This is a genomic window from Mixta sp. Marseille-Q2659, assembly GCF_940807255.1.
In the GTDB taxonomy this organism is placed as follows: Bacteria; Pseudomonadota; Gammaproteobacteria; order Enterobacterales; family Enterobacteriaceae; genus Mixta.
The window spans coordinates 25,081-44,706 of sequence record NZ_CALNWY010000008.1; the positions used below are offsets into that span (position 1 = coordinate 25,081).

The window sequence follows — 19,626 nt, forward strand, 5'->3', positions numbered from 1 at the left end:
CCCTGCTTAATCACAGCCGTCATACGGGCGATTATCTGGCCGGAGTACGATTAGGGCAGCAGTAGCGCGACCTGCTGTTGGCGGAGTTGCTGGGCCAGCGCTTCCGGGGGCGCGGCGTCGCTGATCAGCGCGTCAAACTGTCCCAGTTCGCCAATACGCGCAGGCAGGATTTTATTGAACTTGCTGCTGTCAGCCAGCAGCATTTTGCGCTGCGCCCGCGCCATCGCCCGCAGCTTCATGGGCAGCTCATTGGCGTTATAGCAGGTCGCGCCCTGTTGTGCGTCAAGGCCAGCCGCAGAGATAAACGCCAACGTCGGGCAAATTTCATCCAGAATCGACAGGCTGCCGTGCGGAGAAAAGACTGCATTATCGGGATGAAACTCGCCGCCGCTGAGAATAACGCGGCAGGCGCTTTTCACTTTTAATGCCAGAAAGGTATTAATGGCGCAGCAGACGGCGGTAAAGGGCAGGCTCTCGTCAATCGCATCAATTACCCAGGGCATTGTGGTGCCGCAATCAAAAAATACGGTATCGCCGGGCTTAACCAGCTCGGCTGCCAGCCGCGCCAGCTGCTGTTTTTTATTGACGTTATGCGACTGCTGATCGGAAACAAAATAGTGGCCATGCACGCTTTTCGGATCGTTTACGATATAGCCGCCGAGCAGCACCAGGCAGGAAGGCTGCTCGTTCAGATCGCGTCGAATCGTCATTTCTGAAACGCCTAACAGCCGCGCCGCCTCTTTCAGATGAATTTTATCGATGCGCTTTATCGCCTGCGCCAGTTTATTGATCCGCTCGTCGCGCCGGTTTTCCATCATCGCTTCCCTGTTTGCCTGTTTCACTTATGTTAACTCTAAAAAACCAGAGCGTCAGCCGCAGCACAATGATGTTGTCCGCCTGCCAGTGGAAAGCGATAAAAAGTAAATTTTGTGAAGAACGTGGCACGAGTCCAGCTGCCTGGTTAGCATGAAGGGAGCCTGGCATTGAGCCGGACCGGATAAATGAAAAAGGAGAGCGCGTGGTGACTCACAGGAAGGAGAAATGGCGTTACTGGTTGGCGGGGTGTTGTCTGCTTGCCATCAGCGGCAGCGTACTGGCTGATTCGCTGGATGAACAGCGCAGTCGCTACCAGCAAATTAAGCAGGCCTGGGACAATAATCAGATGGACGTTGTGGCGCAGCTGATGCCCACGCTGAAGGATTATCCGCTCTATCCCTATCTGGAATATCGCCAGCTATCGCAGCATCTTGACCAGGAGACCGGTCTGGCGATTAACGATTTTATTAAACGCTATCCTACCTTGCCGCCGGTGCGCACGCTTTCGTCACGCTTTGTGAACGAGCTGGCGCGCCGTGAAGACTGGCGCGGCCTGCTGGTGTTTAGCCCACAGGAGCCGCAGCCGGTCGCCGCCCGCTGTAACTGGTATTACGCTAAGTGGGCTACTGGCCAGCAGCAGGTTGCCTGGGACGGCGCAAAATCGATCTGGCTGCGCGGCAGTTCATTACCGAGCAGCTGCGATAAACTCTTTTCCATCTGGCAGGCCGCTGGCGAACAAACGCCAATTACGACGTTAGAGCGTATTCGTCTGGCGATGATTGCAGGTAATACCAGCCTGGTGAATTTCCTCGCGAAACAGCTGCCGTCCGATTATCAAACCATGGCCGATGCCGTGATGGCCTTACAAAACGATCCGGCGACGGTCGAAGCTTTCGCGCGTGGCGTCGGGCCGACTAACTTTACTCGCCAGGCAACCTCGCTGGCGCTGGCGCGGGTAGCGCGTGCAGATGCGGAAAACGCGCGCGCGATGATCCCTACGCTGGCGCGTTTGCAGCAGATGAGCGAGCAAGAAATACAGGAAATGAAGGAAGCGGTCGCCTGGCAGCTGATGGGTAAAGAGGTTACTTCTGAACAGGCGCGCTGGCGCGATGGCGTTGTGATGAACAGCGGTTCGACCTCGCTGCTGGAGCGGCGCATTCGTCTGGCCTTAAGCAATAACGATCGACGTGGCTTAAATACCTGGATTGCGCGCCTCGATCCTGATGCAAAAGCGAAAGATGAGTGGCAATACTGGCAGGCCGATCTGCTGCTGGAACGCGGGCGCAAAGAGGAAGCAGAAGAGATCCTGCGCACGCTGATGAAGGAGCGCGGCTTTTATCCGATGGTGGCGGCGCAGCGCCTCGGCGTGAAATATCCGTTGCGGGTGGATGAAGCGCCACGCCCTGACAGCAGCCTGGATGACGGGCCGGAAATCGCCCGCGTACGCGAGTTAATGTACTGGGGCATGGATAATCTGGCGCGTACTGAATGGAGCCGGCTGGTCGCCAGTAAAACGGCTTCTCAGCAGCAGATGCTGGCGCGCTACGCATTAAATCACGGCTGGTGGGATCTCAGCGTACAGGCCACCATCACCGGCAAGCTGTGGAATAACCTGGCTGAACGCTTCCCGCTGGCCTGGCAGGAACAGTTTGTTCAGTACACGCGCGATAAGGCGATCCCGCCGAGCTACGCGATGGCTATCGCCCGTCAGGAGAGCGCCTGGAATCCGAAAGCGCGTTCGCCAGTGGGAGCGTCCGGGTTGATGCAGGTTATGCCTGCCACCGCCAGCCATACGGTGAAGATGTACAGCATTCCCGGCTACGTCAACAGCGGCCAGCTGCTTGAACCGCAAACCAATATTCAGATCGGCACGCAGTATCTGGAATATGTTTATCAGCAGTTCGATCGGAACCGCATCTTCGCCTCGGCAGCCTATAATGCCGGGCCGGGAAGGGTGCGCACCTGGCAGCGCGTCAGTAATGGGCAGTTAGATGCCGTCGCCTTTATCGAAACGATTCCTTTCTCGGAAACGCGCGGTTACGTGAAAAACGTGCTGGCCTATGATGCTTATTATCGTCATTTCCTCGACCAGCCGGATAATATCCTGTCTGATGCCGAATGGCAGCGGCGCTACTGAATATGCTACTCTTCCGTACTCGCCAATGAGTACGGAAGAATTTCATGACCTCACACTCTCCTGTCCCGATTACTGAACAGCAGCAGGATGAAAACTGGCTGCGTTTCGTCAGCCTGCTGGAAGAAGCTTTTCAACAAGGGTTACAGCTGCCGCTATTGCAGCTGATGATGACCCCGGACGAGCGTGAAGCTTTTGGTACGCGTCTGCGCATTATTGAAGAATTGCTGCGGGGTGAAATGAGCCAGCGCGAATTGAAAAACGATCTCGGTGTTGGCATTGCAACCATTACGCGCGGCTCAAACAGCCTGCGTGCCGCGCCACCTGCACTAAAAGCGTGGCTCGACGACCGGCTTTCGATCGGTAAATAAGCAGGTTACGCTTGCTGCTGATAAATCGCGTTATGAAACGGGCAGAGCGCCAGAACCAGCGCCTGATAATAAACGCTGCTGCGCGTCAGTAAGCCCTGGGTAAAAACGCCGATCGCGCCGCCTTTGTGCTTGATGTTATCAATACCGGTCAGACGCGCCATCTCTTCGCCCAGTTCATGACCGGCATGGATTGCCGCCATGACCGGCGTGGGTAAGGTAAAGCTGGCTGAACGTGATTCGCCGCGCTGCTTGTGGTCTTCTACCACCATCCATGCGAACGCATCGTCGCCTTCAATGCCCGCTTCAATTGCCACCCAAAAATCAGCTTCCGGTCGAACCTGACGCGCGTTCATTACTCGCTGGCGTGCGCCAGTTCGCGTTTCCGCATTCGTTAACGGTTGAGCAGCAACGCCGCTGTCGACCTCAACGCCCTCAATATGGCAGGATCCTTCCCCGAAGACATCGTTGAAAGCCTTAGAAATGGCGCTAATTTTGGCCGGATTGGTGGTAGCAGCGACAACATGGTACATAATTACTTGAACCTTCTACGCAATTTTGACGCAGTATAACGGAAAAAAGCATGTTACAGGTCTATCTTGTTCGCCACGGGGAAACGGTTTGGAACGCAGCCAGACGCATTCAGGGACAGTCCGATAGTGCGCTGACTGAAAAAGGAGAGCAGCAGGCTCGTCAGGTTGGCGAGCGGGCAAGGACACTGGGAATTACCCATATCATCAGCAGCGATTTAGGTCGCACGCGCCGCACGGCGGAAATTATCGCTGATGCCTGCGGTTGCAGCGTTAAGCTTGATCCGCGCCTGCGCGAGCTGAATATGGGGGTGCTGGAACAACGTCCCATTGATTCGCTGAGCGAAGAAGAAGAGGGCTGGCGGCGTACACTCGTTAACGGAACGGTAAATGGCCGCATACCTGAAGGCGAAAGTATGGCCGAACTGGCGGAGCGTATGCAGCAGGCGCTAAATGCCTGCCTTGAGCTTCCGCCGGGAAGCTGTCCCTTGTTGGTGAGTCACGGAATGGCGTTAGGCGTGCTGATTAGCACCTTGCTTGGCTTGCCCGCCCATGCGGAGCGGCGCCTGCGTCTGCGTAACTGCTCGCTTTCGCGGGTTGATCACCAACAAAGCGCCTGGCTGGCTGCGGGCTGGGTGGTTGAAACCGCAGGCGATGTTTCACATCTTGATTTGCCGGCGCTGGATGAACTGCAGCGATAAACAACGGGCCCGCTTGGCGGGCCCGTTAAATATCAGCGCTCTGTTCGGCGAATAGGGATCAGATATTCGCAGCGGATTTCCGTCGGCGGTTCGGGGCGCTTCTTACCGCCGTGCGTGTAAAAGCGTTCAATATCCTGTCCTTCACGCCGCGTGAGCTGGAGCGTTGGCATACAGGTGCCATACAGCATCAGAATAAATTCCTGAAGCTGACTGCGCGGCCCTTCATAATTGAACTGCACATAATCGCCTCCCTCCAGCAGCACCGTTTGTGCTGACTGCATGGTTTTCGCCAGCTGATCGGATGGGACGGCGGTGGTATACAGGATCTCCTGCTCGTCATCTTTTTCCTGGCTTGGACGCACCTGATGCAGCCCGTACAGTACCGGCGGCACAGTATCGGTTTCCAACAGGAACTGCTGCCAAAAATGCGTACGCATTTCATCACGATAGTGAGAAATCTGTTCCAGCGTACAGGTGTAGCTTTGTGTTTGTCCGACCAGCACCGTTTCCGGCAACGTCACATAATGCGCTTCCGGTAAGGTGGTATCGTCCAGTCGAATCGGCGGACGCAGGCCGTAAGCATGCCATTCCGAAGCGCGGCGATAATAAGCCGGGGTTTGGTTAAACTGTTTTTTAAAGGCGCGCGTAAAGGTTTGCTGCGAGTCGAAGCGGTACTGAAGCGCAATATCCAGAATAGGGCGGCTGGTGAGGCGCAGCGCTACGGCCGCTTTTGATAAACGACGGGCGCGAATATAGGCACCAATAGCATGACTGGTTACCTCTTTGAACATTCTTTGAAGATGCCACTTGGAGTAGCCTGCTTTAGCCGCCACATTATCCAATGACAGGGGCTGATCGAGATGGCTCTCCAGCCAGACAAGCAAATCGCGAATGATACCAGCTTGGCCCATAAAACATCCTCTTGTTCTTAGATTGGCGCAGGTAACGCAAAGTCGTGAGATCATAGCACTAAATGCGCAGAAAAAGCTGAAGGTTTAACTTGGTCGATTGTGCTATGCCCGTTTCATGAGAGAGCGATAGAATTAGCTATGCTTATCCTTAACAGGATGGGGTAGCTTACAAAGTTAATAATAAACAATGGTAACGAGATGATAATAAAAAAATTGTTAATAATTACAATGGTAACTTTATGCTCCGCAAGCGCTTATGCTGAAGAGATCGGCTCGGTTGATACGGTGTTCAAAATGTTTGGGCCCGACCATAAAATCGTGGTCGAAGCCTTTGATGATCCCGATGTGAAGAATGTGACCTGCTATATCAGCCGCGCCAAGACGGGTGGTATTAAGGGTGGATTGGGTCTGGCAGAGGATACTTCAGATGCCGCGATTTCCTGTCAGCAGGTAGGGCCGGTGACATTAAGCGATCGTATTTCTCAGGGGAAAGCGCAGGGCGAGACCGTTTTTCGTAAGCGTACTTCGTTGCTGTTTAAGAAATTACAGGTTGTACGCTTTTACGATCAAAAGCGTAATTCACTCATCTATCTTTCTTATTCAGATAAGGTCGTGGAAGGGTCGCCCAAAAATGCGTTGAGCGCAGTACCGATTATGCCGTGGGGACGCTAAATAAAAACGGCGAGCCAGGCTCGCCGTGTTAACCGCTTATTCCTGAAGGTCGCCGCAGAAACGGTAGCCTTCGCCATGAATGGTCGCGATGATTTCCGGGGTGTCCGGCGTTGATTCGAAATGCTTACGGATGCGACGAATGGTAACGTCAACCGTGCGGTCATGCGGTTTCAATTCACGGCCGGTCATTTTCTTCAGCAGATCGGCACGCGTCTGAATTTTCCCTGGGTTTTCGCAGAAGTGCAGCATGGCGCGGAATTCGCTACGCGGCAGCTTGTACTGCTCGCCATTCGGGCTGATCAGCGAGCGGCTGTTAATATCCAACTCCCAGCCGTTGAATTTATAGCTTTCAACCTGCTTACGTTCTTCGCTGGTGGCGGAGAGATTCATGGTACGTGAAAGCAGATTGCGGGCGCGAATCGTTAATTCACGCGGATTGAAAGGCTTGGTGATGTAATCATCGGCGCCGATTTCCAGGCCGAGAATTTTATCAACTTCATTATCGCGGCCGGTCAAAAACATCAGCGCGACGTTTGCCTGCTCGCGGAGTTCACGCGCCAGTAACAGACCATTTTTACCCGGCAGATTAATATCCATAATTACCAGGTTAATATCGTTATCGGTCAATACCTGATGCATCTCAGCGCCATCCGTCGCTTCGAACACTTCGTAGCCTTCGGCTTCAAAAATGCTCTTTAGAGTATTACGTGTAACTAATTCATCTTCAACGATAAGAATATGCGGGATCTGCATGAGTTCGCTACCTAAAATTTGCCAACAAAATCGGAAACAGGATGTACAGCCGTTAACGCCGCAAATAGGGTTTGCCTGGATAACTGAAGTACAGAATTATGTTCTTGATGCACCATCCATCAACGTCAACAACATTGTCAGCTCAGCCATAAGGATGAATCCTGCATGCCCCGGCAGTGCCAAATGGCCGCTATCCTAGCTGTATTAACAGCAACATAACAGCCCAGAGTACAACCGATAAGCATTAAAACAACGCTTCGTTGACTTATATCAAATCAAGTGTAGCACGTTAACACTTTTGTGAAAAATGCTCATCAGAATGCCAGCTTAGCTCACAATAATCAGGGCTTAACCCTGGTCTCAGCCTCCTGATAGTGGAAGAAAGTTTACTAAGTTAATTATTAAAATACAATTTTGATTTATAAGGCCTTATTTATGATATTTCTTTGTTATTAATGTTTTCCTGAGTTAAAGAGTTTAAATGCGTTAAATACAAAATTTTACCGCCTAAAAAACATGGGTTAATTATTTGTTATGTAGTTGATACTGTTATTTAACATGCTGGCATGTCACAGTATGGCTACGCCTCTTTTTTATATTCAGGGTTTATATGCGTTTTCCGCTTATTCTTGTTTCTCCCGCCCGCCCGGAAAATATCGGCGCGGCCGCCCGCGCTATGAAAACTATGGGGTTTTCCGAGCTGCGAATTGTTCAAAGCGAAGCCTGGCGCGATCCGGTCACGCGCATCGTGGCGCATGGGGCAGGGGACATCGTTGATAATATTCAACATTACTCTTCTCTTTCCGCTGCGCTGGCTGATATTGATTTTTCGGTCGCCACTACAGCACGCAGCCGGGCAAAATTCCGTTATTACGCCACGCCGCAGCAGGTGGAAACTATTCTGCGCGAGAAACAGCAGTGGGTAAGCAGCATGGCCCTGGTATTTGGCCGCGAAGATAGCGGATTAACTAATGAGGAGTTGGCGCAGGTTGACTTACTCACCGGCATTCCTATGGCCAATGATTATCCGTCTCTGAATTTGGGGCAGGCGGTTATGGTCTATTGCTATCAGCTGGCATCGCTCAGGCAGATTACCGCAGCGCCAACCTTGCCGGCGGACGGTCAGCAGTTGGATGCTCTGCGTCAGCGTCTGTCCACGCTGCTTACCCGACTGAACGTGGATGACGATGAGAAGCTGGCGGACTGGCTCCAGCAGCGTATTGGTTTGCTGGAGCAGCGAGACAGCGCCATGCTGCATCGGCTTCTGCACGATATTGAAAAAAATCTGTAGCGGAAAATTTGGTCGCGATATTGAAATCTGGTCAATGATGCCAGCCTTATCAAATCCGCTGACAGATCTCTCCGCCACATGACGGAATTTACCTGTTCCGCTATGGTTGCTGGCGATGATCAGCGCCGATAAATCCGTTGACTTCATCAGGAGATTGCTTTACTTCTGAAAAGCAGACGGACAAACAGACAGACAAAAATCAACATGCGTACAAACAGCCTGAACACCACCATTATTACTACCACCATTACCACAGGTAAGGGTGCGGGCTGACGCATACAGGAAAAAAGAGAAAAAGCCCGCACCTGATAAGTGCGGGCTTTTTTTTCGGCTTAAATTCAGGAGATTTTTAACCATGCGAGTGCTGAAATTCGGCGGAACCTCAGTGGCAAATGCGGAACGTTTTCTGCGTGTTGCCGACATACTTGAAAGCAACGCGAAACAGGGACAAGTCGCCACTGTGCTTTCTGCTCCGGCCAAAATCACGAACCATCTGGTGGCGATGATTGAAAAAACCATCAGCGGTCAGGATGCTTTGCCGAATATCAGCGATGCAGAACAGATTTTCGCTGCGCTGTTAAAGGGACTGCAGGACGCACAGCCTGGATTTGCCTGGGAACGTTTACAGGCGCTGGTGGATAAAGAATTCGCTCAGCTGAAACAGACGTTGCACGGCATTAGCCTGTTGGGACAATGCCCGGATAGCGTAAACGCTGCGATCATCTGCCGGGGTGAAAAACTCTCTATCGCGATTATGGACGCGCTGTTAGAGGCGCGCGGCCATCGCGTCAGCATTATCGATCCGGTCAGCATGCTGCTGGCGCATGGCAATTACCTGGAATCGACGGTCGATATTGCCGAGTCGACGCGTCGTATCGTCGCCAGCCAGATCCCTGCCGACAGCATGATTTTGATGGCGGGTTTTACCGCCGGTAACGAGCGCGGCGAGCTGGTGGTGCTGGGCCGCAATGGTTCCGACTATTCCGCAGCGGTGCTGGCTGCCTGTCTGCGCGCTGACTGTTGTGAAATCTGGACCGACGTTGACGGCGTTTATACCTGCGATCCGCGCCAGGTGCCGGACGCCCGTCTGCTGAAATCAATGTCCTACCAGGAGGCGATGGAGCTTTCTTATTTCGGTGCCAAAGTACTGCATCCCCGCACGATTGCGCCTATCGCCCAGTTCCAGATTCCCTGCCTGATTAAAAATACCGCCAATCCTCAGGCACCGGGTACGCTGATTGGTGGCGATACCAGCGACGATGCCAATCCGGTTAAAGGCATTACCAACCTGAACAATATGGCGATGTTCAACGTCTCCGGCCCCGGCATGAAAGGTATGGTCGGCATGGCGGCCCGGGTATTCGCCGCCATGTCGCGCGCCGGCATCTCGGTAGTACTGATTACCCAATCTTCTTCTGAGTACAGCATCAGCTTCTGTGTGCCGCAAAGCGAGCAGGCGCGCGCGCGACGGATACTGGAAGATGAGTTCTATCTGGAGCTGAAAGATGGCCTGCTGGAACCGTTGGATGTGATGGAGCAGTTGGCGATAGTTTCCGTTGTCGGCGATAACATGCGTACGCAGCGTGGCATCTCAGCGAAATTCTTTGCCGCGCTGGCACGCGCCAATATCAATATTGTGGCGATTGCCCAAGGGTCGTCTGAGCGTTCTATTTCCGTGGTAGTTAACAATGACGAAGTCACCACCGCAGTGCGTGTCGTGCATCAAATGTTGTTCAATACCGATCAGGTTATTGAGGTCTTTGTGGTTGGCGTTGGCGGCGTCGGCAGCGCGCTACTGGAGCAGTTACACCGTCAACAGGCGTGGCTGAAGAACAAACATATCGATCTGCGCGTATGCGGAATCGCGAACTCTAAAGCGCTGTTGACCAATGTGCATGGTATCGATCTCAGCAACTGGAAAAGCGCGCTCAATGAAGCAAATGAGCCATTTAAGCTGGATCGCCTGCTGCGCCTTGGTCAAAGAATATCATCTATTGAATCCGGTGATTGTCGACTGTACGTCAAGCCAGGCCGTTGCCGATCAGTACGCCGAGTTCCTGGCTGATGGCTTCCACGTCGTTACGCCAAACAAAAAGGCCAACACCTCCTCCTGGAATTACTACCAGCAGCTGCGCACGGCGGCCGCGAAATCACGCCGCAAATTTCTGTATGACACCAACGTGGGCGCGGGCCTGCCGGTTATTGAAAACCTGCAAAACTTACTGAATGCGGGCGATGAGCTGCTCAGCTTCTCCGGCATCCTGTCAGGGTCGCTCTCGTTCATCTTTGGCAAGCTGGATGAGGGGATGTCGCTCTCTGAAGCGACCAAGCTGGCACGTGAAATGGGCTTTACCGAACCGGATCCGCGTGACGATCTTTCCGGTATGGATGTCGCGCGCAAGCTGTTGATTCTGGCGCGTGAAGCAGGCTACCAGCTGGAGCTGAGCGATATTGAAATTGAAGCGATGCTGCCAAAGGAATTTACCGCGATTGCCGACGTAGAAACCTTTATGCAGCGTCTGCCTGAGCTGGATACGCTATTTGCCGACCGGGTTGCTCAGGCGCGTGAGGAAGGCAAAGTATTGCGTTTCGTCGGCGCGATTGAAGAGGGCGGCCGTTGCCGTGTGAAAATCGACGCGGTAGACGGCAACGATCCGCTGTATAAAGTGAAAAATGGCGAGAATGCGCTGGCATTTTACAGCCGCTATTACCAGCCGATTCCGCTGGTGCTACGCGGCTACGGCGCAGGTAACGATGTTACCGCGGCTGGCGTCTTTGCCGATCTGTTGCGCACCCTGTCATGGAAGTTAGGAGTTTAAACATGGTAAAAATTTATGCACCGGCCTCAATTGGCAACGTCAGCGTCGGCTTCGATGTGCTGGGCGCGGCGGTGTCGCCGGTGGATGGCTCCCTGTTAGGCGATTGCGTAACCGTTGAAGCCGCCGACACGTTCAGTCTGATTAATCAGGGCCGTTTTGTCAGCAAGCTACCGGCCGATCCGCAGGAAAATATCGCTTATCACTGTTGGAAACGCTTTTGCGAAGCGACAGGTAAAACCGTGCCGGTGCGCATGACACTGGAAAAAAACATGCCTATCGGCTCCGGCCTCGGCTCCAGCGCCTGTTCGGTGGTGGCGGGCCTGATGGCGATGAATGAATTTTGCGGCAAGCCACTGGACGATACGCAGCTGCTGACGCTAATGGGCGAACTGGAAGGTCGTATTTCCGGCAGCGTGCATTACGATAATGTGGCGCCCTGTTTTTTAGGCGGCCTTCAGCTGATGCTGGAAGAAAACAACATTATCAGCCAGGCGGTGCCCTGTTTTGATGACTGGCTGTGGGTGATGGCCTACCCGGGTATTAAAGTTTCTACCGCCGAGGCGCGCGCCATTCTGCCCGCGCAATATCGCAAAGAGGATTGCATTAAGCATGGACGCTATCTGGCAGGCTTTATTCACGCCTGCCATACCGCGCAGCCGCGGCTGGCGGCGAAGCTGATGCGCGATGTAATTGCCGAACCCTATCGGACGAAATTGCTGCCCGGCTTTGCCGAGGCGCGTCAGGCGGCGCAGGATATTGGCGCGCTGGCCTGTGGTATTTCCGGTTCTGGCCCGACGCTGTTCGCCGTCTGTAACGATCAGGAAACGGCGCAGCGCATGGCAGACTGGCTGCAACAAAACTATCTGCAAAATGATGAAGGCTTCGTCCATATTTGCCGTATCGACACGGCGGGCGCACGAAAACTGGGATAACGCATGAAACTCTACAATCTTAAGGATCACAACGAACAGGTAAGCTTTGCGCAGGCAGTAAAGCAGGGCCTGGGCAAGCAGCAGGGCCTGTTCTTTCCGCTGGAGCTGCCGGAATTCGAGTCTACTGACATTGATGCCATGCTGGAGATGGATTTTGTCTCGCGCAGCAGCAAAATCCTTTCCGCTTACATCGGCGATGAAATCGCCGCGCATCAGCTGGCGGAACGCGTAAAGGCGGCTTTTGCGTTTCCTGCCCCGGTGGCTGAGGTGACCGAAGATATCGCCTGTCTGGAGCTGTTTCACGGCCCGACGCTGGCATTTAAAGATTTCGGCGGCCGCTTTATGGCGCAAATGCTCTCTTATATCAGCGGTACGGATGAGCAGATTACTATTCTGACGGCGACCTCTGGCGATACCGGCGCGGCGGTGGCTCATGCTTTTTACGGCATGGAAAATGTTCGGGTCGTGATCCTTTATCCACAAGGCAAAATCAGCCCGTTACAGGAGAAACTGTTCTGTACGCTGGGCGGCAATATTCACACCATCGCCATTGATGGCGATTTCGATGCCTGCCAGGCGCTGGTGAAACAGGCATTTGATGATGAAGCGCTGAAAAAAGCGATTGGCCTGAACTCCGCCAACTCCATCAACATTAGCCGTCTGCTGGCGCAGATTTGCTACTACTTCGAAGCGGTGGCACAGCTGCCGCAGGAAAAACGCAACCAGCTGGTGATTTCCGTGCCCAGCGGTAACTTCGGCGATCTGACGGCGGGCCTGCTGGCAAAATCGCTCGGCCTGCCGGTAAAACGCTTTATCGCTGCTACCAACCGCAACGATACCGTGCCGCGTTTCCTGAGCAATGGCGCGTGGCAGCCGAATGCTACCGTCGCCACGCTTTCTAACGCGATGGATGTCAGCCAGCCGAATAACTGGCCGCGCGTGGAAGAGCTGTTCCGCCGTAAAACCTGGCGTTTGAACGATCTCGGTTTTGGCGCGGTGGATGATGAAACCACGCGCAGCACCATGCGCGAGCTGGCTGGCCTGGGATATATTTCCGAGCCGCACGCTGCCATCGCGTATCGTATGTTGCGTGACCAGCTGCAGCCGGGCGAATATGGCCTGTTCCTCGGCACTGCGCATCCAGCGAAATTTAAGGAAAGCGTGGAAGAGATCCTGCAACAGACGTTGCCGCTGCCGGTCGAGCTGGCAGAACGCGCCGATCTACCGCTGCTGTCGCATAAGATGAAAGCGGATTTCGCTGAGCTACGCGGTTTTTTAACCCAGCTTTAAGCCAGTAACAACAACGCCGCCCTTCGGTTACCGGGAACTCGATACCCGGACAACGGAAGGGCGGCGTTGCGTTTTAATGTTTCTTGGGGGGCTGAATACTGAATAATGGCGCGATCGCGCTTAGCGCTGTTCGTGACGCTTAAAGACCAGCTCGTTGCCGCGGCTGCTCTCTTCATCAAAGAAATAGCCTTCCAGATTAAAGGCTTTAAGCTGCTCCGCTGCTTGCAGACGATTTTCGATAATGTAGCGGCACATCAGGCCACGCGCTTTTTTGGCATAAAAACTGATGACTTTGAATTTGCCGTTTTTCTCATCAAGAAAGACCGGTTTGATCAGTTGCCCATTCAGTTTTTTCGACTGAACCGCTTTAAAATACTCGTCTGACGCCAGGTTAATCAGCACATCGTCTCCCTGCGCCGCCAGCGCCTCATTCAGCGTTTGGGTAAGGGTTTCGCCCCAGAAACTATACAGATCCTTTCCTGCCGGATTAGCCAGTTTGATCCCCATTTCCAGGCGGTAAGGCTGCATTAAATCCAGCGGCCTTAACACACCGTACAGGCCGGACAGCATACGCAAATGCTGCTGAGCGAAATCAAAATCCGCTTCGCTAAAACGCTCCGCTTCCAGGCCGGTGTACACATCGCCTTTAAAAGCAAGAATGGCCTGACGCGCATTTTCCGGTGTGAAAGCAGGCTGCCAGTCATTAAACCGTTGCGCATTAAGCAGCGCCAGCTTATCGCTGATGCTCATGAGTGAGGCAATCTGCGCAGGTGAAAGATCGCGCGCGATGTTAATTAACTGCTGTGATTTTTCCAACAGTGCGGGTTGCGTATAGCGATGCGTCGCCAGTGGGGTGGTGTAATCCAGCGTTTTGGCCGGCGAGATGACCATTAACATAGGTATTTCCTTAGCGTAACCCGCAGGTTTAATTCTCTTTTCTCGATTTTAGCCGCCGAGTTTAACAAAAAAGCGTGCTGCGCAGGCAAATCATTACTATCGGCCTGACCGTAATGATTCGCACCATCGACGCATTGCGCGATCGAACGCGCGTGATATTATCGCAACAGACTTTTACCCCTGAAGTTACATATCAAGAGAACCCATCATGACGGACAAACTTACTTCTTTACGTCAGCTGACCACCGTTGTTGCTGATACCGGCGACATCGCCGCGATGAAGCTGTACCAGCCGCAGGACGCTACAACTAACCCTTCTCTGATCCTGAACGCCGCACAAATCCCGGAATACCGTAAGCTGATTGATGAAGCTATCGGCTGGGCGCGCCAGCAGAGCAGCAATAAAGAAGAACAAATTCAGTATGCTTCTGACAAACTGGCGGTCAATATCGGTCTGGAGATCCTGAAGCTGATCCCTGGCCGTATCTCTACCGAAGTGGATGCGCGTCTTTCTTACGATACCGAAGCGAGCATCGCCAAAGCGCGTAGCCTGATTAAGCTCTATAACGATGCCGGCATCAGCAACGATCGTATCCTGATCAAACTGGCTTCAACCTGGCAGGGTATTCGTGCCGCTGAACAGCTGGAAAAAGAGGGCATCAACTGTAACCTGACGCTGCTGTTCTCCTTTGCGCAGGCGCGTGCCTGTGCGGAAGCAGGCGTTTATCTGATCTCTCCATTCGTAGGCCGTATCCTCGACTGGTATAAAGCGAATACTGATAAGAAAGAGTACGCGCCGCACGAAGATCCGGGCGTAGTTTCCGTGAGCGAAATCTACGAATACTACAAACAGCACGGTTACGAAACCGTGGTGATGGGCGCCAGCTTCCGTAACGTTGGTGAAATCCTGGAGCTGGCAGGCTGCGATCGCCTGACAATTTCTCCGGCGCTGCTGAAAGAACTGGCAGAGAGCGAAGGCACCGTTGAACGCAAACTCTCCTTTAACGGCGAAGTTAAAGCGCGTCCGGCGAAAATGACCGAAGCGGAATTCCTGTGGCAGCATAACCAGGATCCGATGGCCGTTGATAAACTGGCGCAGGGCATCCGCAACTTCGCGGTTGACCAGGGCAAGCTGGAAAAAATGATTGCGGATCTGCTGTAATCCTTCTTTGCCGCAGCCGGAAACCCGGCTGCGGCAGTCCAGGTTAGGCATCCTTTCCCGCCCTGTAGTATCCTTCCCGACATCCCAAACCTGACTGTTCGCCTGGCGACAGTACCTGTCATGAAAACCATTATGAATACGTTACGCATTGGACTTATTTCTGTTTCAGATCGTGCCGCCAATGGCATTTACCAGGATCAGGGCATTCCGGCGCTGGAAAGCTGGCTGGCTTCCGCACTGACGACGCCCTTTGTTATCGAAACGCGGCTGGTGCCGGATGAGCAGCCGCTGATTGAAGAGACGCTTTGTGAGCTGGTGGACGAACGTTTCTGTCATCTGGTGCTGACCACTGGCGGCACCGGCCCGGCGCGGCGCGATGTGACGCCGGATGCGACGCTGGCGGTAGCCGATCGGCTTATGCCGGGTTTTGGCGAGCAGATGCGGCAAATTAGCCTGCAATTTGTGCCGACGGCGATTCTTTCGCGTCAGGTTGGCGTGATCCGCAAGCAGTCGCTGATCCTTAACCTGCCGGGCCAGCCAAAGTCGATTAAAGAGACGCTGGAAGGGCTGAAAGATGAAAGCGGCAAGGTTCTGGTACATGGCATTTTCGCCAGCGTACCTTACTGCATTCAACTGCTGGAAGGGCCTTATATTGAAACCAACCCAGATGTCGTAGCAGCTTTTCGTCCAAAAATCGCTCGTCGTGATACAAACTCCTGAAGATTCGCTTTCTCAGGAATAAGATCCAGCGTCACTGGAGTGGAGAGAAAAGTTGACGTTATAGTAACGTCACTTTTACACAAATATATGTCGTACTTTTCTCTCCCTCTGGAATCCCACGCTAATGATGAATCAAACCCAAAATCGTCGCCTTAACCGGCAAGATTACAAAACGTTATCGCTGGCTGCGCTCGGCGGCGCGCTGGAGTTTTACGATTTTATCATTTTCGTTTTTTTCGCTGCGGTGATTGGCGAACTTTTCTTCCCGCCTGATATTCCTGACTGGCTGCGTCAGCTGCAAACCTTCGGCATTTTCGCCGCCGGTTATCTGGCACGTCCGCTGGGCGGTATTGTGATGGCGCACTTTGGCGATCGGGTTGGACGCAAAAAAATGTTCAGCCTGAGCATCCTGTTGATGGCGTTGCCGACGCTGGCGATGGGCGCGCTGCCTGATTACGAGGCGATCGGCATTACGGCGCCGTTGCTGTTATTGCTGCTGCGTATTCTTCAGGGCGCGGCCATTGGCGGTGAGGTGCCGGGCGCCTGGGTCTTTGTCGCGGAGCATGTGCCTGAAAAACGGATCGGCATCGCCTGCGGTACGCTAACCGCTGGCCTGACCGCTGGTATTTTACTGGGTTCGCTGGTGGCGATGCTCATCAATACACTGCTCTCGCCACAGGCGATTGCCGCTGGCGGATGGCGCATTCCGTTCTTTCTGGGCGGCGCCTTTGGCCTGCTGGCGATGTATTTACGCCGCTGGCTGCACGAAACGCCGGTCTTCCGCGAGCTGCAGGCACGCAAAGCGCTGTCTGACGCGCTGCCGCTGGGGGATGTGCTGCGAAATCATAAGCGGGCAGTAGGGATTTCCATGCTGCTGACCTGGCTGCTTTCCGCCTGCATCGTAGTGGTGATTTTGATGGCGCCGGCGCTGTTGCAAAAACAGTATGCACTACCGGCTGCGCTCACCTTGCAGGCCAACAGTCTGGCCACCATTATGCTGCTGTTGGGCTGCATTATTGCAGGTTTAAGCGTCGATCGGCTGGGCGCGGCGAAAACGCTAACCGGCGGTTCGCTACTGCTGGCGCTGTGCAGCTGGATTTTCTTTACCAGTGCGGCCAGCTCGGTTACGGCGCTGTTTGTTACCTGGGCGCTGGCGGGCTTCAGCGTCGGCGTGGTAGGCGTGGTGCCTTTTATTATGGTCCGTGCTTTCCCGGCGGCGATACGTTTTACCGGCATCTCCTTTTCTTACAATCTCTCTTACGCCATTTTCGGTGGGCTGACGCCGGTTTGCGTCACGCTGTTGATGGCGATCTCGCCGCTGGCGCCAGCCTGGTATGTGCTGGCGCTGGCGCTGCTCGGCTTAATTATTGGGCTGTGGCTGAGCCGTGCCGAAAGACGCGGCAGTCTGTTACGGCAGGTGAATGTCTGACTGGACTGATTAAAAGCACGACAATCGGTGCGACGCGAAAATTTTTTTTTACTTAACCCTTGATGCGCCGCGAAGCGGCCCCATTTTGAATGCATCCAGCGTTGTGAAGCGCAAAGCGCGCAGGCGGACAGTTGAAAATAAACAAATCGTCCGCATTAACTGATTCACAACCCTAATTGAGACCGTTTTTAAGTGGGAGACGTTTAGATGGGTAAGATTATTGGTATTGACCTCGGTACAACCAACTCATGTGTTGCGATTATGGATGGCACCAAAGCACGCGTGCTGGAAAATGCCGAAGGCGATCGCACCACGCCGTCAATTATTGCATATACCCAGGATGGTGAAACGCTGGTCGGTCAGCCTGCTAAACGTCAGGCCGTGACTAACCCGCAAAACACCCTGTTTGCAATCAAGCGCCTGATTGGCCGTCGCTTCCAGGACGAAGAAGTACAGCGTGATATTAAAATCATGCCGTACAAAATCACGCAGTCCGACAATGGCGATGCCTGGCTGGACGTAAAAGGCCAGAAAATGGCGCCGCCGCAGATCTCTGCGGAAGTCCTGAAAAAAATGAAGAAAACGGCGGAAGATTACCTGGGCGAACCGGTAACTGAAGCAGTTATCACCGTACCGGCTTACTTTAACGATGCGCAGCGTCAGGCAACCAAAGACGCCGGTCGTATCGCCGGTCTGGAAGTAAAACGTATCATCAACGAACCGACCGCTGCTGCGCTGGCTTACGGTCTGGACAAAGGCCAGGGCAACCGTACTATCGCGGTATATGACTTGGGCGGCGGTACGTTCGATATTTCCATCATCGAAATCGATGAAGTTGACGGTGAAAAAACCTTCGAAGTACTGGCGACCAACGGTGATACCCACCTGGGTGGTGAAGACTTCGACAGCCGTCTGATTAACTATCTGGTTGCGGAATTCAAGAAAGATCAGGGCATCGATCTGCACAACGATCCGCTGGCGATGCAGCGCCTGAAAGAAGCGGCTGAGAAAGCGAAAATCGAGCTTTCTTCCGCTCAGCAGACCGATGTGAACCTGCCGTACATCACGGCGGACGCAACCGGTCCGAAACACCTGAACATTAAAGTCACCCGTGCGAAACTGGAATCACTGGTTGAAGATCTGGTTGCCCGTTCTATCGAGCCGCTGAAAGTGGCACTGCAGGATGCCGGTCTGTCCGTATCTGACATCAACGACGTGATCCTGGTTGGCGGTCAGACCCGTATGCCAATGGTGCAGGCGAAAGTTGCCGAATTCTTTGGCAAAGAGCCGCGTAAAGACGTAAACCCTGATGAAGCGGTTGCGGTAGGTGCTGCGGTGCAGGGCGGTGTGCTGGCAGGCGACGTGAAAGACGTTCTGCTGCTGGACGTAACGCCGCTGTCGCTGGGTATTGAAACCATGGGCGGCGTTATGACCTCCCTGATTAACAAAAACACCACCATCCCGACCAAGCACAGCCAGGTCTTCTCTACCGCTGAAGACAATCAGTCTGCGGTAACGATCCATGTGCTACAGGGTGAACGTAAACGCGCAGCAGATAACAAATCGCTGGGTCAGTTTAACCTGGATGGTATTCAGCCGGCGCCACGCGGTATGCCGCAGATCGAAGTTACCTTCGATATTGATGCCGACGGTATTCTGCACGTCTCCGCCAAAGACAAAAACTCAGGCAAAGAGCAGAAGATCACCATCAAGGCGTCTTCTGGTCTGAACGAAGACGAAATCGCGAAAATGGTACGCGATGCGGAAGCGAACGCGGAAGCTGACCGTAAATTCGAAGAGCTGGTACAGGCGCGCAACCAGGGCGACCAGATTGCCCACAGCACCCGTAAACAGCTGGACGAAGCGGGAGATAAGCTTTCTGCAGACGACAAAGCACCGATCGAATCTGCGCTTAACGACCTGAATGCCGCGCTGAAAGGCGAAGACAAAGCGGAAATCGAGGCGAAGATTCAGGCGCTGGTACAGGTTTCCGGCAAGCTGATGGAATTTGCTCAGCAGCAGGGCCAGCCAGCCGACGCCGGTGATGCTTCTGCGAAGAAAGAAGATGACGTGGTCGACGCTGAGTTCGAAGAAGTCAAAGACAAAAAATAATTGCCCCTGACCGGGCGCGGCGGTTGCCCTGACAACCGCTGGTAACCAGCACGGGCGTAGGAGTTTCTCCACGCCCGTGCATGTATGTT

Annotated in this window: 17 protein-coding genes, 1 pseudogene and 1 other annotated feature; of the genes and pseudogenes, 13 read left to right on the top strand and 5 right to left on the bottom strand. The window is 53.7% G+C overall.

Going from position 1 to position 19,626, the window contains the following annotated elements:
• Positions 1 to 50 precede the first annotated feature (50 nt).
• Complete coding sequence (gene deoR, locus P3C52_RS08070) at positions 51 to 815, bottom strand: DNA-binding transcriptional repressor DeoR (protein WP_275554596.1); 765 nt, start codon at positions 813 to 815, stop codon at positions 51 to 53.
• A 206-nt stretch (positions 816 to 1,021) separates the two neighbouring features.
• On the opposite strand from deoR, the gene sltY reads away from it, so the two are divergent.
• Both sltY and trpR read left to right on the top strand, forming a co-directional pair.
• Positions 1,022 to 2,953: a murein transglycosylase gene (gene sltY, locus P3C52_RS08075; RefSeq protein WP_275554597.1), complete on the top strand. Its 1,932-nt coding sequence runs from the start codon at positions 1,022 to 1,024 to the stop codon at positions 2,951 to 2,953.
• A 44-nt stretch (positions 2,954 to 2,997) separates the two neighbouring features.
• Positions 2,998 to 3,321, top strand: a complete 324-nt coding sequence (trpR, locus tag P3C52_RS08080) for a trp operon repressor (protein WP_275554509.1) — start codon at positions 2,998 to 3,000, stop codon at positions 3,319 to 3,321.
• A gap of 5 nt (positions 3,322 to 3,326) precedes the next feature.
• Here the strand turns inward: trpR and yjjX are convergent, their stop codons facing one another.
• Entirely contained in the window at positions 3,327 to 3,851 is a 525-nt protein-coding gene (gene yjjX / locus P3C52_RS08085) for an inosine/xanthosine triphosphatase (protein WP_275554510.1), read from the bottom strand.
• Positions 3,852 to 3,901: 50 nt separating this feature from the next.
• On the opposite strand from yjjX, the gene gpmB reads away from it, so the two are divergent.
• The gene (gene gpmB, locus P3C52_RS08090) at positions 3,902 to 4,549 is read left to right on the top strand and encodes a 2,3-diphosphoglycerate-dependent phosphoglycerate mutase GpmB (RefSeq protein ID WP_275554511.1); all 648 of its coding nucleotides are present in this window, start codon (positions 3,902 to 3,904) and stop codon (positions 4,547 to 4,549) included.
• A 32-nt stretch (positions 4,550 to 4,581) separates the two neighbouring features.
• Here the strand turns inward: gpmB and robA are convergent, their stop codons facing one another.
• Positions 4,582 to 5,460, bottom strand: coding sequence for an MDR efflux pump AcrAB transcriptional activator RobA (robA, locus tag P3C52_RS08095; RefSeq protein WP_275554512.1), 879 nt, complete (start codon positions 5,458 to 5,460; stop codon positions 4,582 to 4,584).
• Between the two features lie 198 nt (positions 5,461 to 5,658).
• Here robA and creA point away from each other — a divergent pair, with 198 nt between their 5' ends.
• Positions 5,659 to 6,132: a protein CreA gene (gene creA / locus P3C52_RS08100; protein ID WP_275554513.1), complete on the top strand. Its 474-nt coding sequence runs from the start codon at positions 5,659 to 5,661 to the stop codon at positions 6,130 to 6,132.
• Positions 6,133 to 6,168: 36 nt separating this feature from the next.
• On the opposite strand, the gene arcA is transcribed toward creA, so the two are convergent.
• Positions 6,169 to 6,885, bottom strand: a complete 717-nt coding sequence (gene arcA, locus P3C52_RS08105; protein ID WP_038628413.1) for a two-component system response regulator ArcA — start codon at positions 6,883 to 6,885, stop codon at positions 6,169 to 6,171.
• Between the two features lie 610 nt (positions 6,886 to 7,495).
• On the opposite strand from arcA, the gene P3C52_RS08110 reads away from it, so the two are divergent.
• From P3C52_RS08110 to thrC, 5 genes and pseudogenes are all read left to right on the top strand, one after another.
• A complete protein-coding gene (locus P3C52_RS08110) occupies positions 7,496 to 8,176 on the top strand; it encodes a tRNA/rRNA methyltransferase (protein WP_275554514.1) in 681 nt (226 codons plus the stop codon).
• 204 nt (positions 8,177 to 8,380) lie between these two features.
• Positions 8,381 to 8,449, top strand: coding sequence for a thr operon leader peptide (gene thrL, locus P3C52_RS08115; protein ID WP_275554598.1), 69 nt, complete (start codon positions 8,381 to 8,383; stop codon positions 8,447 to 8,449).
• Positions 8,388 to 8,505, top strand: a sequence feature (Thr leader region). (Overlaps the previous gene by 62 nt.)
• A gap of 26 nt (positions 8,506 to 8,531) precedes the next feature.
• Positions 8,532 to 10,995: pseudogene (gene thrA, locus P3C52_RS08120) on the top strand (bifunctional aspartate kinase/homoserine dehydrogenase I).
• A 2-nt stretch (positions 10,996 to 10,997) separates the two neighbouring features.
• Positions 10,998 to 11,927, top strand: a complete 930-nt coding sequence (gene thrB / locus P3C52_RS08125) for a homoserine kinase (RefSeq protein WP_275554515.1) — start codon at positions 10,998 to 11,000, stop codon at positions 11,925 to 11,927.
• 3 nt (positions 11,928 to 11,930) lie between these two features.
• Positions 11,931 to 13,217: a threonine synthase gene (gene thrC / locus P3C52_RS08130; RefSeq protein ID WP_275554516.1), complete on the top strand. Its 1,287-nt coding sequence runs from the start codon at positions 11,931 to 11,933 to the stop codon at positions 13,215 to 13,217.
• Positions 13,218 to 13,337: 120 nt separating this feature from the next.
• Here the strand turns inward: thrC and yaaA are convergent, their stop codons facing one another.
• The gene (yaaA, locus tag P3C52_RS08135; RefSeq protein WP_275554517.1) at positions 13,338 to 14,114 is read right to left on the bottom strand and encodes a peroxide stress protein YaaA; all 777 of its coding nucleotides are present in this window, start codon (positions 14,112 to 14,114) and stop codon (positions 13,338 to 13,340) included.
• Between the two features lie 208 nt (positions 14,115 to 14,322).
• Between yaaA and tal the strand changes: the two genes are divergently transcribed.
• The 4 genes from tal to dnaK all read left to right on the top strand — a co-directional run bounded on the left by tal (position 14,323) and on the right by dnaK (position 19,537).
• On the top strand, positions 14,323 to 15,276 hold the full coding sequence (gene tal, locus P3C52_RS08140; protein ID WP_275554518.1) for a transaldolase: 954 nt from the start codon (positions 14,323 to 14,325) through the stop codon (positions 15,274 to 15,276).
• A 132-nt stretch (positions 15,277 to 15,408) separates the two neighbouring features.
• Positions 15,409 to 15,996 (top strand): molybdopterin adenylyltransferase, encoded by a 588-nt coding sequence (gene mog, locus P3C52_RS08145; RefSeq protein ID WP_275554519.1) that lies wholly within the window; start codon positions 15,409 to 15,411, stop codon positions 15,994 to 15,996.
• Positions 15,997 to 16,123: 127 nt separating this feature from the next.
• The gene (locus P3C52_RS08150) at positions 16,124 to 17,425 is read left to right on the top strand and encodes an MFS transporter (RefSeq protein WP_275554599.1); all 1,302 of its coding nucleotides are present in this window, start codon (positions 16,124 to 16,126) and stop codon (positions 17,423 to 17,425) included.
• Between the two features lie 207 nt (positions 17,426 to 17,632).
• Positions 17,633 to 19,537 (top strand): molecular chaperone DnaK, encoded by a 1,905-nt coding sequence (gene dnaK, locus P3C52_RS08155; RefSeq protein ID WP_275554520.1) that lies wholly within the window; start codon positions 17,633 to 17,635, stop codon positions 19,535 to 19,537.
• The last annotated feature ends 89 nt before the right edge of the window (positions 19,538 to 19,626 follow it).

Bases quoted from the DNA above. Each gene is read 5' to 3' on its own strand.
- deoR (WP_275554596.1), bottom strand. From the start codon at position 815: ATGGAAAACCGGCGCGACGAGCGGATCAATAAACTGGCGCAGGCGATA.
- trpR (WP_275554509.1), top strand. From the start codon at position 2,998: ATGACCTCACACTCTCCTGTCCCGATTACTGAACAGCAGCAGGATGAA.
- yjjX (WP_275554510.1), bottom strand. From the start codon at position 3,851: ATGTACCATGTTGTCGCTGCTACCACCAATCCGGCCAAAATTAGCGCC.
- gpmB (WP_275554511.1), top strand. From the start codon at position 3,902: ATGTTACAGGTCTATCTTGTTCGCCACGGGGAAACGGTTTGGAACGCA.
- robA (WP_275554512.1), bottom strand. From the start codon at position 5,460: ATGGGCCAAGCTGGTATCATTCGCGATTTGCTTGTCTGGCTGGAGAGC.
- creA (WP_275554513.1), top strand. From the start codon at position 5,659: ATGATAATAAAAAAATTGTTAATAATTACAATGGTAACTTTATGCTCC.
- arcA (WP_038628413.1), bottom strand. From the start codon at position 6,885: ATGCAGATCCCGCATATTCTTATCGTTGAAGATGAATTAGTTACACGT.
- P3C52_RS08110 (WP_275554514.1), top strand. From the start codon at position 7,496: ATGCGTTTTCCGCTTATTCTTGTTTCTCCCGCCCGCCCGGAAAATATC.
- thrB (WP_275554515.1), top strand. From the start codon at position 10,998: ATGGTAAAAATTTATGCACCGGCCTCAATTGGCAACGTCAGCGTCGGC.
- thrC (WP_275554516.1), top strand. From the start codon at position 11,931: ATGAAACTCTACAATCTTAAGGATCACAACGAACAGGTAAGCTTTGCG.
- yaaA (WP_275554517.1), bottom strand. From the start codon at position 14,114: ATGTTAATGGTCATCTCGCCGGCCAAAACGCTGGATTACACCACCCCA.
- tal (WP_275554518.1), top strand. From the start codon at position 14,323: ATGACGGACAAACTTACTTCTTTACGTCAGCTGACCACCGTTGTTGCT.
- mog (WP_275554519.1), top strand. From the start codon at position 15,409: ATGAATACGTTACGCATTGGACTTATTTCTGTTTCAGATCGTGCCGCC.
- P3C52_RS08150 (WP_275554599.1), top strand. From the start codon at position 16,124: ATGAATCAAACCCAAAATCGTCGCCTTAACCGGCAAGATTACAAAACG.
- dnaK (WP_275554520.1), top strand. From the start codon at position 17,633: ATGGGTAAGATTATTGGTATTGACCTCGGTACAACCAACTCATGTGTT.